The 12,573-nt window shown below is 66.1% G+C and carries 12 protein-coding genes and 1 pseudogene; 6 read left to right on the top strand and 7 right to left on the bottom strand.

The window, feature by feature from the left end:
* Positions 1–144: 144 nt before the first annotated feature.
* Positions 145–1,851 (bottom strand): GMC family oxidoreductase, encoded by a 1,707-nt coding sequence (locus BO1_RS26015; RefSeq protein WP_028220059.1) that lies wholly within the window; start codon positions 1,849–1,851, stop codon positions 145–147.
* A gap of 178 nt (positions 1,852–2,029) precedes the next feature.
* On the opposite strand from BO1_RS26015, the gene BO1_RS26020 reads away from it, so the two are divergent.
* Both BO1_RS26020 and BO1_RS26025 read left to right on the top strand, forming a co-directional pair.
* Positions 2,030–2,917, top strand: a complete 888-nt coding sequence (locus BO1_RS26020) for a LysR family transcriptional regulator (RefSeq protein ID WP_028220060.1) — start codon at positions 2,030–2,032, stop codon at positions 2,915–2,917.
* 207 nt (positions 2,918–3,124) lie between these two features.
* Entirely contained in the window at positions 3,125–3,652 is a 528-nt protein-coding gene (locus BO1_RS26025) for a class IV adenylate cyclase (protein ID WP_028220061.1), read from the top strand.
* Between the two features lie 94 nt (positions 3,653–3,746).
* Here BO1_RS26025 and BO1_RS26030 read toward each other — a convergent pair whose 3' ends face one another.
* Complete coding sequence (locus BO1_RS26030) at positions 3,747–4,238, bottom strand: Lrp/AsnC family transcriptional regulator (protein WP_028220062.1); 492 nt, start codon at positions 4,236–4,238, stop codon at positions 3,747–3,749.
* Positions 4,239–4,379: 141 nt separating this feature from the next.
* Here BO1_RS26030 and phhA point away from each other — a divergent pair, with 141 nt between their 5' ends.
* Positions 4,380–5,300, top strand: a complete 921-nt coding sequence (gene phhA / locus BO1_RS26035; protein ID WP_028220063.1) for a phenylalanine 4-monooxygenase — start codon at positions 4,380–4,382, stop codon at positions 5,298–5,300.
* A 145-nt stretch (positions 5,301–5,445) separates the two neighbouring features.
* Positions 5,446–5,820, top strand: a complete 375-nt coding sequence (locus tag BO1_RS26040; protein WP_281179201.1) for a 4a-hydroxytetrahydrobiopterin dehydratase — start codon at positions 5,446–5,448, stop codon at positions 5,818–5,820.
* A gap of 124 nt (positions 5,821–5,944) precedes the next feature.
* On the opposite strand, the gene BO1_RS57935 is transcribed toward BO1_RS26040, so the two are convergent.
* Entirely contained in the window at positions 5,945–6,175 is a 231-nt protein-coding gene (locus BO1_RS57935) for a DUF3717 domain-containing protein (RefSeq protein WP_084688197.1), read from the bottom strand.
* Positions 6,176–6,178: 3 nt separating this feature from the next.
* On the opposite strand from BO1_RS57935, the gene BO1_RS26045 reads away from it, so the two are divergent.
* A complete protein-coding gene (locus BO1_RS26045; protein ID WP_027815974.1) occupies positions 6,179–6,865 on the top strand; it encodes a response regulator transcription factor in 687 nt (228 codons plus the stop codon).
* A gap of 384 nt (positions 6,866–7,249) precedes the next feature.
* Positions 7,250–8,666, top strand: a pseudogene (locus BO1_RS52785) (sensor histidine kinase); the annotation flags it as partial.
* 313 nt (positions 8,667–8,979) lie between these two features.
* On the opposite strand, the gene BO1_RS26055 reads toward BO1_RS52785, so the two are convergent.
* From BO1_RS26055 to BO1_RS26075, 4 genes are all read right to left on the bottom strand, one after another.
* Positions 8,980–9,471, bottom strand: coding sequence for an SET domain-containing protein (locus BO1_RS26055; protein WP_028220065.1), 492 nt, complete (start codon positions 9,469–9,471; stop codon positions 8,980–8,982).
* Between the two features lie 160 nt (positions 9,472–9,631).
* Positions 9,632–10,744 carry an NADH:flavin oxidoreductase/NADH oxidase gene (locus BO1_RS26065; protein ID WP_028220066.1) on the bottom strand — a complete coding sequence of 371 codons (1,113 nt, stop codon included), beginning with the start codon at positions 10,742–10,744 and terminating at the stop codon, positions 9,632–9,634.
* Between the two features lie 195 nt (positions 10,745–10,939).
* On the bottom strand, positions 10,940–11,677 hold the full coding sequence (locus BO1_RS26070; RefSeq protein ID WP_028220067.1) for a glutamine amidotransferase: 738 nt from the start codon (positions 11,675–11,677) through the stop codon (positions 10,940–10,942).
* A gap of 223 nt (positions 11,678–11,900) precedes the next feature.
* Positions 11,901–12,539, bottom strand: coding sequence for a MarR family winged helix-turn-helix transcriptional regulator (locus BO1_RS26075; RefSeq protein WP_028220068.1), 639 nt, complete (start codon positions 12,537–12,539; stop codon positions 11,901–11,903).
* Positions 12,540–12,573 lie beyond the last annotated feature (34 nt).

The following is a 12,573-nucleotide window of genomic DNA, read 5'->3' on the forward strand; positions in this document are numbered from 1 at the left end:
CGCTTACGCGGCGCATGTCCTGGATACTGGTCCGGAACGCGCGTCCTGTTCAGGCCCGTTGCGAATGACGGCGCCCCGATCCTGCTCAGGTTCGATGCTCGCCTGGCTCGGGCACGTGCCGGTCTCCAATGTTAAGCGTGCGCTTCACGCTGGCGTCGCCGATGCGGCGGCATCGTTGCGCACGTTCGTGGACGCGCCCGCACGACGGTCTTCGCGCAGCATCTGCGCGGCGCGCTCGGCAATCATCAGCGTGGGCGAATTGGTGTTGCCCGAAGTGATGAACGGCATCACCGATGCGTCCACGACACGCAAACCTTGCACGCCGCGCACGCGCAGACGCGCATCGACCACGGCATCGGCGTCGTCGGCGCGGCCCATGCGGCAGGTGCCCACCGGATGGAAGATCGTCGTACCCACGTTGCCGGCCGCCTCGCGCAACTGCGCCTCGCTCTCGAAGGCGGGCCCCGGCAAAATCTCTTCGGGCCGATAGCGCGCGAGTGCGGGCGAAGCCGCAATGCGCCGCGTGAGCCGCATGGCATTGGCGGCCACGCGCAAGTCCTCCTCGGTCGACAGATAATTCGGCGCAATCACGGGCGCGTCCTTGGGGTCGACCGACACCGCATGAATGCTGCCGCGCGACGTGGGCCGCAGATTGCAGACCGACGCCGTGAACGCATTGAAGCGATGCAGCGGCTCGCCAAAGCGGTCGAGCGAGAGCGGCTGCACGTGATACTGCAGGTCGGGGCGCGTCATGTTCGCATCCGACCTCGCGAACGCGCCGAGCTGCGAAGGCGCCATCGACATCGGGCCGCTCTGGAACAGCGCGTACTCCATGCCGATCATCAGCTTGCCCCACCAGTGCGCGGAGGCCGTGTTGAGCGTGCGCACGCCGTTCACGCGAAACGCCATGCGCAGTTGCAGATGGTCCTGGAGATTCTCGCCCACGCCGCGCAAGTCCTGCACGACCCCGACGCCGAGCCGCGCAAGCCGCGCGGCATCGCCCACGCCGGAGCGCTCGAGCAGTTGCGGCGAGTTCACCGCGCCCGCGCTCAGGATGACTTCGCAGCGCGCACGCGCGACATACGCAACGTCGCCGCGATACTCCACGCCCACGCAGCGCGTGCCCTCGAAGATCACACGCTCGGTGAGCGCCCCCGTGACGACGGTGAGATTGGGCCGTTTCATGGCGGCGCGCAGAAACGCCTTCGACGTATTCCAGCGTATGCCGCGCTTCTGGTTCACGTCGAAATAGCCCACGCCGCCGTTCGGGCCGCCGCTGTCGCCGCGATTGAAATCGTCAGTGGCGGGAATGCCCTGCTCCTGGGCGGCCTGCGCGAACGATTCGAGAATTTTCCACTTAAGGCGCTGCTTCTCGACGCGCCACTCGCCGCCCGCGCCGTGATACGCGTTCGCGCCGCCGTGGTAGTCCTCGCTGCCGCGGAACACGGGTAGCACCGACTCCCACGACCAGCCCGAGTCGCCGGTCACGCGCGCCCACGCGTCGTAGTCTTCGCGCTGGCCGCGCATATAGATCATGCCGTTGATCGACGACGATCCACCGAGCACGCGCCCGCGCGGATACGAGAGCGCGCGGCCATTGAGGCCCTTCTCCGCCGCGGTCTTGTACAGCCAGTCCGTGCGCGGATTGCCAATGCAATACAGATAGCCAACCGGAATGTGGATCCAGTGATAGTCGTCCTTGCCGCCCGCTTCGATCAACAGAACAGAGACATCGGAGTCTTGCGTCAGGCGGTTGGCGAGGACGCAGCCCGCCGTGCCGGCGCCGACGATCACGTAGTCGAATTCGCCTTCGAGACGGCGCCCTGCCGATGCATCGCTCAGTGCGGCCATGATGTGTCTCCTGTGAGCCATGGCGGCTTATGCCGCGCGCTTATGCTTGTTTGCGTATTGCCATGCCCAACGACGGGCAACGAACGCTCGATGGATTCCAATTAGCGTAATCGCGCGGGGCATCGGCGATCCAATGATTAATCCTCAACTGAGATATAAGGCGCGTTAATATCAGCGCATGGACCTGACCTTGTTACGCGCGTTCGTGACGGTCGCGCGCGAGGGCAATCTCACGCGCGCGGCAACGCACCTGCATCTGACTCAGCCGGCCGTGAGCCTGCAGATCAAGCACCTGCACGAGACGCTGGGCGTCACGCTGTTCACCCGCACCTCGCATGGCCTCGTGCTCACACGCGACGGACAGGCGCTGCTGCCGCACGCCGAGCGCGCGCTCACCGCCGCCGGCGACGTGCAACGCGCCGCCGCCGCGCTGCGCCACGAGGTGCGCGGGCGGCTGCGCATCGGCACCATTCTCGACCCCACGTTCCTGCGGCTCGGCGGCTTCCTGCATCAGCTCGTGGAAACCTGGCCGCAGATCGAGACGGCGCTGCGTCACGGTATGTCGGGCTGGGTGCTCGACCAGGTGCGCGCGCGCGAGCTGGACGTGGGCTACTACATCGGCCAGCCCAGCCCCGACCCCGAGATCTTCCATACGATCACGCTCACGCGATTTCAATACCGCGTGCTCGCGCCCGCCGGCTGGAAGGACCGCGTCAAGGGTGCGCACGACTGGCGCGCACTCGCGGCCCTGCCCTGGATCTGGACGCCACCCGCATCGGCGCACAACCGGCTGCTCTCGGTGCGCTTCGAAGCCGCGCACGCGAAGCCCGTGAAAGTCGCCGAGGTGGACCAGGAACCCTCGATGATCGACCTCGTGAAATCGGGCGTGGGTCTCTCGCTCGCGCGCGACGCGACCGCGCTCGCCGAGGCGCATGCGCATGCACTGACCATCGTCGAAGGCGTGACAGTGCCCACCGAGCTCACCTTCATCACGCTGGCCGCGCGGCGCGACGAGCCCACCATCGCGGCTGCGCTCAAGGTCATCGAGACGCAGTGGGCGATATGAGCCGCGCTCATGAACGCGCGGCTCATGGCGCAATTTTTGTCTGATCTATCGCGACGTGCGCTGTTCGTCGGTGTAACAGCGCGGTCACACAAGTTTTGCTAGATTCGCTATTCGCTCCGCGTTTTTCACACGCCTGACTCGCAAGACGTCGAGGCGCGGAGCGTTCCGCGCCCCGCCCTTCGTTCCCCCGTTCCACAGGAGCCTTGCATGGCCCGCAACATCGAAATCAAAGCCCGCGCCCGTCATTTCGACGCCCTGCGCGAGCGCGCCGCCCAGCTCGCATCCGATGCGCCGCTGATCTTTCGCCAGCAGGACTTCTTCTACGACGTGCCGCGCGGGCGCCTGAAGCTGCGCCAGTTCGACGACGGCACGCCTCCCGAGCTGATCTTCTACCAGCGCGACGACCGCGACGGCCCGAAGGCCTCCTACTACACGCGCAGCCCCGTCACCAATGCCGAGGCGATGCATTCGCTGCTCGCCACGGCGCTCACGACGCGCGGCATCGTCTCGAAGGAGCGCCACGTGTATCTGGCCGGGCGCACGCGCATCCATCTGGATCGCGTGGACGGGCTGGGCGACTTCGTCGAGCTCGAAGTGGTGCTCGGGCCCGAGGACGACGAGCAAGGTGGCGAAGCCGAAGCGCACGCCATGTTCCGGCAGCTCGGCGTGGATGAAAGCGATCTGGTGGCCGTGGCCTACGTCGATCTGCTCAACACGCCGGCCGCCGCGGCCTGAGTATCCGATGAGCCCCCCACGGTGACCCGGGCCCGTTCACGGGACCCGGCGCCACCCAGCGCCACCCGGCGGCGCATGGCGCGCGGCGCCTGCATCAAGGCGCCGCCGCACCGGGCTCCAGATGCCGGAGCGGCAGCGGGCCGTTGCGCTTGAAGGTCGTGAGCACGATGTTCGAGCGCACGCTGTCCACGCCGGGCACCCGCATCAGCTTCTTCATCACGAACGACGACAGCGCGTTCAGATCCGGCGCCACGATGCGCAGCAGATAGTCGGCGTCGCCCACCACGGCGTGGCATTCGAGCACTTCCGGCAGCACGTCGATCTGCTGCTGGAATTGCTCGATGATCGAATCCCCGTGGTGCTTCAATTTCAGGCTCGTGAACGCGGTCACGCCAAGGCCGAGCTTTTCGGGCCGCAGCACGACGCGATAGCCGTCGATCACGCCCGAAGCCTCCAGCCGCTGCAACCGCCTGCCGATCTGCGAGGGCGAGAGCGGCACCTGCTCGCCGAGTTGCTGATGCGTGGCGCGGCCGAAGCGCTGCAAAACGTCGAGCAGCGCGAGATCGAAATGATCGAGTTCGAGCATGAAAAAATCCTGCATTGATTGGCTTGTTGATGCTCGATTATTGCATACACAAACGAATAGCCACCCAGAATGCGCGCACCCTGCGCCCGAACCGCTCTAGACTTGCGTATCAGCAAGTGCTTTTATTGGAGCGTTACGAACATGGCCATCGCCGCCACCGCGAAACTGCAGGAGCAGTTCGATGCGGGCCTGGAAACCCGCCCTGACTTCACCATCGACCAGCCGCTCGAACGCTACGGCGCGGTCGATCACGCGGTCTGGGACCAGCTCTACCGGCGGCAGATGGCGCTGCTCGAAGGCCGCGCGTGCGAGGCGTTCATCGAAGGGGCGCAGCGGATCGGGCTGAACGTCGCGCACGTGCCCGACTTCGAGGCCGTGAGCGAGCGCCTGATGGCCGCCACGGGCTGGCGCATCGTGGCGGTGCCGGGGCTCGTGCCCGATCGCATCTTCTTCGAGCACCTGGCCCACCGCCGCTTTCCGGTGACGTGGTGGATGCGCCGTCCCGATCAGCTCGATTACCTGCAGGAGCCGGACTGCTTTCACGACCTGTTCGGCCACGTGCCGCTCCTCACCGACCCCGTGTTCGCCGACGCGATCCACGCCTACGGTCGTGCCGCGCTTGCCGTGGACGAGCGCGCGCTGCCGCTGCTCGCGCGCCTCTACTGGTACACGGTGGAATTCGGTCTGATGCGTGACACAAGCGGCGACGCAAGCGGTGAAACACGCGCGACACACGGCGTGAAGATCTATGGCGCGGGCATCGTGTCGAGCAAGGGCGAGTCGCTCTACAGCGTGGAGAGCGACTCGCCCAACCGGCTCGCCTTCGACCTCGAGCGCGTGCTGCGCACGCGTTACCGGATCGACACGTTCCAGAAGACCTACTTCGTGATCGACTCGTTCGCGCAGTTGTTCGACGCGCTTGGCGCCGGCATGGCCGCGCATCTCGCCGATCCCGCGCCGCTCATCGCCGTGGAGCCCTACACCGCCGGCGACGTACTGCATGGCGACACGGTGTACACCCGCGGCACGGGTGAAGGCTGGCTCGAAGGCGGCGACGTCTGAGCGGCAGGCGCCGCGAGCCTCAGCATGGCCAGCGGCGCCTCCCGTACGCCATGCACGCTCCAAGCCAACGACCTGACCGACCGCCGGCCACGAATTGCCGCAGCGCCGTCGAGTGCGCTCGCGCGTGTCGCACTTCCGTGAAAAAATGGCCCATCGGCCTGGCGCGTTTGCCGGGCCCGGAACAGACGTAACGCATACAGGTGCCACGATGATCAACCGACTCACATCCGAAGAGCGCGCCACGCAGCTCGCCGAACTGCGCGGCTGGCACGCCGTCGCGGGCCGCGACGCCATCCAGCGCCATTTCCGTTTCGCCGACTTCAACGAAGCCTTCGGCTTCATGACGCGCGTGGCAATCAAGGCGCAGGAAATGAACCACCACCCCGAATGGTTCAACGTCTACAACCGCGTGGAAATCACCCTTTCGACCCATGAGGCCGACGGCCTCACGGCGCGCGACGTCGAACTCGCGCGCTTCATCGACTCGATCGCGCCCGGCCCGCTCACGGCCTCGGCCTGAATAGAAGACGTGCAAGCGGTTTGCGTGCGTCGTGCATCGTGCGCCAGGTAGAAGCCCGCACGACGCACAGCACGCAAACGCGCCGCAATGAAAGCATAATGCAGGGTATCAGGCGTCCAAACCTTCAGCTTTGAAGGCCATTCTTGAAGGATACGTAAGACTCCCAGGCAGCCTTTGCAATGGGGTCCAACCGTTCCGGTGAGAAGACGTTCTGACGCTGTACAATCAGCAGCGCATAGGGCCTGGAGCGCGCCTCCTGGCACAACGCAAGTTCATCGCCACTCGAGGGCGAGCGGTTGCGCCAGAAGTTGATCGCGCATGCCTGACTGCTAAACCCATTTGTACTTGAGCGAATCCCATGCGACTCCTTCTGATCGAAGACGACCGCCCCATCGCACGCGGCATCCAGTCCAGCCTCGAACAAGCCGGCTTTACGGTCGACATGGTCCACGACGGCATCTTCGCCGAACAGGCACTGACACAGAACCGGCATGAGCTCGTGATTCTCGACCTCGGCCTGCCCGGCATCGACGGCATGACGTTGCTCTCGCGCTTTCGTCAGAGCAACCGGCACACGCCCGTCATCGTGCTGACCGCACGCGACGAACTGAACGACCGCGTCCAGGGCCTCAACTCGGGCGCCGACGACTACATGCTCAAGCCGTTCGAACCGGCCGAGCTCGAAGCGCGTATTCGCGCCGTGATGCGCCGCAGCGGCCCGCACGGCGACGTGCCGCGTCCCGAAGTCTCGCTCGGCGGCGTACGCCTGTCGGGCGTCGACCGCCGCATCTTCAACGACGACAAGCCGCTCGAGCTTTCGCCGCGCGAGTTCGCCGTGCTCGAAATGCTGCTGCTGCGTCATGGCCGCGTCGTGAGCAAGGCGCAACTGCAGGACCACCTCACGCACTTCGGCGGCGATCTCGGCGACACCGCGATCGAAGTCTACGTGCACCGCGTGCGCAAGAAGCTCGAGAACTGCCGTGTCGAGATCGTCACGGTGCGTGGCTTCGGCTATCTGTTGCAGGAAATCCGCCAGGCCGCTTAAGGCCCCTGAGGGTCCCTCAGGGCCCGTCAAGGCCGCTTGGCCGCATCAGCCCCCTCGCGCGCCGTCAGGCGCCAGATCAGGAGCGCATGTCCGCATGCGCTCCTGCACGCCCCGTTCGAGCTGCCAGCCTGGCCACGTGCCGGGCTGAAGCCCGTGGCGCCCGCCATGCAGCCTCTCTGCGCTCCTGAGCGTCGCTCAGCCGTGCAAACGGCCACGCAAACAGCCATCCACCCGGAACACACCCAGAGCGCCACGGCGACGCCCAGGCCAGCGCCGGTCTGCCGCGCGCCCGTCCACCCGCGTAAAATGGGTCCGAGCCCGCGCGGCACGCAGCCCCGAAGATGCTGCGCCGTGCCCGTGACCCCAACATCGCCCGAACCGACCATGTCCCTACCGGCCGCAACGAGCCTGCGGCGCACGCTATTGCGGCGCCTCGCCGCTCCCCTTTCGCTGCTCGCGCTGATGAGCGGCCTGATTGCCTATTGGCTCGCGTGGCAATACACGCAGCACGTGGTCGACCGCTCGCTCGCCGACCTCGCCACCGCCATTTCCAAACAGATCCAGATCGCCGGTCCCGAAGCGCCCATCACCGTGCCACCGCTCGCCCAGGCGATGTTCTCCGACCCCGTCGAGCACCTCGTCTACCGCATCAGCAACGGCGAAACCGAAATCGCCGGCGACCACGACCTGCCGCTGCAAGGCACCAACGTGCGCCGCATGCACTATGCGTTCGTGTTCGAGACCGTCTACAAGGGGGTGAGCGTGCGTGTCGCGCAGGTGCGCGTGCCGCAGGCCACAGGCAATCCCATCGTCGTGGAAGTGGGCCAGCCTGTGCATCACCGCGCGCGCATCGCCGCCGAATTCCTCGTGGCGATCATGATGCCGCTCTTGCTGCTCCTGCTCGCCGGCTGGGCGATCGTCTGGCGGGTGGTGAACCAGCAGCTCAACCCGCTCACCGATCTCGCCGACTCGCTCAATCGCCAGACGCACACCTCGCTCGAACCCGTCGACGAGACCTTCGTGCCGGTCGAGATCCGTCCGCTCACCGGTGCGCTCAACGCGCTGCTTGGACGTCTGAAGACCGCGCTCGACGCTCAGCGCAAATTCATCGCCGACGCCGCGCATCAGTTGCGCACGCCGCTCACGGCCGTGAAGCTGCATGCCGAGCAAGCCGTGAACGCACGCGAGCCGCAGAAGGTCAGCGACGCCGTGCGCGAGCTGCGCGCCGCCGCAGACCGCGCGGTGCGTCTGTCGAATCAGCTGCTCTCGCTCGCGCGCGCCGAGCCGGGCGAGCAGGCGGCGCGCTTCGTCGACATCGACATGGCCGCGCTGGCATTCGAGACCGGCGCCGAGTGGGTGCCGCGCGCGCTCGCGAGCCACGTCGACCTCGGCTTCCAGCGCCTCGACGACCCCGAAAACGACACGCCACTGATGGTGCGCGGCAACCCCGTGCTGCTGCGCGAAGTCATCGCCAATCTGCTCGACAACGCGCTGAAGTATTTGCCGCCCGCGCGCGTCGAGGGTGGGCGCATCACCGTCACCGTGACCGAGACGCTCACCGATGGCGTGCCGATGGCGGAGATCGTCGTCGAGGACAACGGCCGCGGCGTGCCGCAAGCGCAGCAGGCCGATCTCTTCAAGCGCTTCTTCCGCGGCGACGGCCAGACCGAGAGCGGCGTGGACAGCGGCGCGGGCCTCGGCCTCGCGATCGTGCACGACATCATGACGCTGCATCGTGGCAGCGTGCACTACGAAGACGCGCCGGAAGGCGGTGCGCGTTTCATCGTGCGCGTGCCGCTCACGAACCATCCCGCACTCGATGCGAAAGACGGCAAGCAGATGAAACGCACGAAGGACACGGTAGCGGGCGATCACGCGCTGGGCATGAGTGCGCCGCACGCCGACGATCGTCAAGCGGGTCCCGACGCACAATCTGGACAGTCGACGCAGTGGCCCGCGAAAAAACCGACGCACCAGGCGCCTGTCGATAACTGACGCGGCGCGATTCGCTTCGCGTCCAGCATCCAGAAAAAATATGGGCCGCATCTTTGCGGCCCATATTCATTTCAGCGGTACATGACAACACGCATGCACGACCCAGCCAGCCGCCATGCTTACTTCTTTTTCTTGGCCTTCTTCGCCTTGCCGCCCTTGCCCTCCTCGGGCGGGGCGAGCATCGTGCCGCGGCACTTGCGCGCGCCGCAGCGGCATTCGTATTCGCGCTTGAGCTTCTTGGTCTGCTTCGCGTCGATCACGAGGCCGTAGTCGTAAAAGAGCTCCTCGCCCTCGGCGATATCGCGCAGCGCGTGAATGTACACATGACCGTCGATCTCTTCGGCTTCGCAATTCGGCGCGCACGAATGATTGATCCAGCGCGCGCTGTTGCCGTTCACCTTGCCGTCGATCACGTCGCCGTCGTCGAGTGCGAAATAGAAGGTGTGATTCGGTTCGTCGGGATTATGCGGATGACGCCGCAATGCTTCCTTCCACGAGATGCGTTCGCCCTTGTATTCGATCAGGCGTTCGCCAGCCTCGATCGCCCCGGCCGCAAATACGCCCTTGCCGTGTACGCCCGACTGGCGCACGACGATCCTGCGTACACTCATTGAATGAATCCTTGTGAAGTCAGCTTTCGATGCAAACGCGGCGCCTTGTCGGCGCCGCGCTCATGAGCACGCGTTCAATCGAGACGCGCACCGCAACCGGCATCGTACACGTTAGCCCCTCTTCCCTTCAACTCGCGCGCCATTCGCGGGCGCTACGCGTTCAGCGCTGGCCGAGCGTCGTCTCGCCGAAGAGCGTCTTGTGCTCGCGAGGCTGCGAGCGCCAGTACTGCGGCGGCGCGTTCACGCTCGCGCCGAGTTGCGCGGCGGCATGCCATGGCCAACGCGGATCGTAGAGCATCGCGCGCGCCATCGCGATCATGTCGGCCTCACCGTCTTCGAGGATTTGATTGGCCTGCAGTGGATCGGTGATGAGCCCCACCGCGACCGTATTCACGCCGGTCTCCTGCTTCACCTTGCGCGCGAACGGCACCTGATAACCGGGCTCGAGTGGAATCTTCTGCAATGGCGAAACACCGCCCGACGACACGTCGACCCAGTCTGCTCCGCGCGCCTTGAGCGCCTGAGCGAACACGACCGTGTCTTCGGGCGTCCAGCCGCCTTCGACCCAATCGGTTGCCGATACCCGCACGCCAACCGGACGATCGTCCGGAAATTCCGCGCGCATCGCGTCGAATACTTCGAGCGGAAAGCGCATGCGGTTTTCGAGCGAGCCGCCATATTCGTCGGTGCGCTGGTTGGCGATCGGCGAGAGAAATTGATGCAGCAGATAGCCATGCGCCGCGTGGACTTCGAGCGCATCGATGCCCAGCCGCGCGGCCCGTCGCGCCGTCGCTGCAAACGCATTGCGCACGCGGTTCAGGCCGGCCGTATCGAGCGCGAGCGGCGGCGTTTCATCGGCCTTGTGCGGCAGCGCGGAGGGCGCGTGCGGCAACCAGCCGCCATCGGCCACGGAAATCAGCTGGCCGCCCTCCCAGGGCACGTGGCTCGACGCCTTGCGTCCCGCGTGCGAGATCTGCATGGCGATGCGAATCGGCGAATAGCGCCGAATGGCGGCGATCACCGGTTCGAGTGCGGCTTCGGTCACGTCGTCCCAAAGGCCGAGATCGCCGGGCGTGATGCGGCCGTCCGGCTCGACGGCCGTGGCCTCGATACACAGCATCGCCGCGCCCGAAAGCGCGAGATGGCCGAGGTGGATCATGTGCCAGTCGGTGGCCTCGCCTCGCACCGCCGAGTATTGGCACATCGGCGACACGACAATGCGATTGGCGAGCGTCACGCCACGCAGCTCGAGCGGAGTGAAGAGCGTGCTCATGGGAGGAGTGCGAACGGTGGTGGGAGCGTTCGAGAATAGCACGCGCCTTTGACAGCTGCTGGCAACGCTCACAGGCGCGAGGCAGGTGTGGAACGGCCGCAAAGTCGATGCAACGCGAACCCAAAACACGCCCTGGGCACGACGCGCAGCACCCAGCGTGCGCGCGCGGGAAAAGCAGAAGGAGAGGCCGAAGCCTCAGGGCGACTTCGCGGGTACGCTGGTATTTGCGTTGTCGACGGCGTCGAGCCATTCGCCGAACATGCGGCTCGCCTGCGCTTCGAGACGCGGACCGTGCTGGGCAGTCTGCGCACGCAGTGCGTTGACGTCGATGCCCGCCGCGTCGATCTCGGCGGCATGGCCGATCAGCCAGGGCTCGAAGCGGTCGGCGCGCACTTCGGGATGGCATTGCAGCCCGAGCACATGCGAGCCCCACGAGAACGCCTGGTTTTCACACAGCGGCGTGGATGCGAGACGTGTCGCGCCCTGCGGCAGATCGAACGTGTCGCCATGCCAGTGCAGCATCGAGGTGGCTGCGCCATCGACGTGCCGCAGCGGCGACGCGTGGCCCGCATCGGTCAGCGTGAGCGGCGTCCAGCCGATTTCCTGATGCCCGGCGGCATAGACACGCGCACCGAGCACCCGCGCGATGAGCTGGGCCCCGAGACAGATGCCGAGCGTGGGCAGACCGGCGGCGATGCGCTTTTCGATCAGCGCGGCGATGGGCGCAAGGGTGGGATAGCGTGCGTCGTCGCAGGCGTTGATGGGACCGCCGAGGATCACCATCAACGAAGCGGAAACGGGATTGAGCGCGCCGACGCGCGCAAAGCCGACATCGACATAGCGCACCGGACGCCCGCGCTCGCCGAGCACGCGCTCGAAGCTGCCGAGGTCCTCGAAATATACGTGGCGAATGGCCAATACTTCGCGATTCATCGGCAAATCCCTGGGTCAGCTACACAATGCAACGCCTCGCGCAAACCGCATGCGGGATGCATGCCGGACTCACACGAAAAGCACACGCTGGAGCACGCACGTGCGTGCAACGATAAGCACGCCGGCGCAAACGCGCCGCGCGCACGACCAAACCGGACGAGAACCGGATCCTTCGGGCGAGCGGACCACGCAGCCGCGAACAGCCGCCGGGCCCGCCTGAGCATTACGCCGCGAAGATCTTCCAGTTCTTCTTCTGCGTCGTCGCGTCGGCCTGTTCGTACACCGAGCAATCGAGACGCAGGTCGGTGTCGGACATGTCGATCTTGAGCAGCCCGCAACGATGCGGCGTCTTCTTCGGGTTCTTGCTCGGCTCGAAGTGCGAGCAGGTGAGGCACATGCGATGCTGCGGCATGGCTTCCTGCGACTCCAGCACGTAGACCGTCTTGAGCAGCGTGCGGTAGACCGCCGACTGCTCGTCGGCACGCAGCGTGCCGACGGCCTTCGAGAGGAAGTCAGGCCATTGCGCGGCCTTCTTCGCGGCCGTACGGCCACGCGCGGTGAGGCGCACCGCGAGCGCGCGGCCGTCGTCGAGCGCACGGCGCTTTTCGACGAGACCCTTGGTTTCGAGCGTGCTCACCGCATCGCTGGTCGTGGCGGCAGTCAGCGCCGTCTCGCGGGCGATCTCGCCGAGGCGCATCGGCCCCTTGCGCTGCATCAGCAGCACGAGAATTTCGCCCTGGGTCGGCGTGAGTCCTGCCCCTTCGGCCCAGTCCCACGCCTGGCTCCGCATTGCCGTGCTAAGTCGCAGCAGGCTATGGGTCACCCGCCCGGCTGCCTGCTCTCCGTATACGCCTTCGCTCATAGTCTTTCGCTGGTTATTGGCAGCTTGCGCTGCA

Origin of the sequence: Paraburkholderia oxyphila NBRC 105797, assembly GCF_000685075.1 — a bacterium.
Lineage (GTDB): Bacteria > Pseudomonadota > Gammaproteobacteria > Burkholderiales > Burkholderiaceae > Paraburkholderia > Paraburkholderia oxyphila.

What these genes read in the sequence shown, in the direction of transcription:
- BO1_RS26015 (WP_028220059.1), bottom strand. Translation starts at nt 1,851, where the DNA reads ATGGCCGCACTGAGCGATGCATCGGCAGGGCGCCGTCTCGAAGGCGAA.
- BO1_RS26020 (WP_028220060.1), top strand. Translation starts at nt 2,030, where the DNA reads ATGGACCTGACCTTGTTACGCGCGTTCGTGACGGTCGCGCGCGAGGGC.
- BO1_RS26025 (WP_028220061.1), top strand. Translation starts at nt 3,125, where the DNA reads ATGGCCCGCAACATCGAAATCAAAGCCCGCGCCCGTCATTTCGACGCC.
- BO1_RS26030 (WP_028220062.1), bottom strand. Translation starts at nt 4,238, where the DNA reads ATGCTCGAACTCGATCATTTCGATCTCGCGCTGCTCGACGTTTTGCAG.
- phhA (WP_028220063.1), top strand. Translation starts at nt 4,380, where the DNA reads ATGGCCATCGCCGCCACCGCGAAACTGCAGGAGCAGTTCGATGCGGGC.
- BO1_RS26040 (WP_281179201.1), top strand. Translation starts at nt 5,446, where the DNA reads ATGGCCCATCGGCCTGGCGCGTTTGCCGGGCCCGGAACAGACGTAACG.
- BO1_RS26045 (WP_027815974.1), top strand. Translation starts at nt 6,179, where the DNA reads ATGCGACTCCTTCTGATCGAAGACGACCGCCCCATCGCACGCGGCATC.
- BO1_RS26055 (WP_028220065.1), bottom strand. Translation starts at nt 9,471, where the DNA reads ATGAGTGTACGCAGGATCGTCGTGCGCCAGTCGGGCGTACACGGCAAG.
- BO1_RS26065 (WP_028220066.1), bottom strand. Translation starts at nt 10,744, where the DNA reads ATGAGCACGCTCTTCACTCCGCTCGAGCTGCGTGGCGTGACGCTCGCC.
- BO1_RS26070 (WP_028220067.1), bottom strand. Translation starts at nt 11,677, where the DNA reads ATGAATCGCGAAGTATTGGCCATTCGCCACGTATATTTCGAGGACCTC.
- BO1_RS26075 (WP_028220068.1), bottom strand. Translation starts at nt 12,539, where the DNA reads ATGAGCGAAGGCGTATACGGAGAGCAGGCAGCCGGGCGGGTGACCCAT.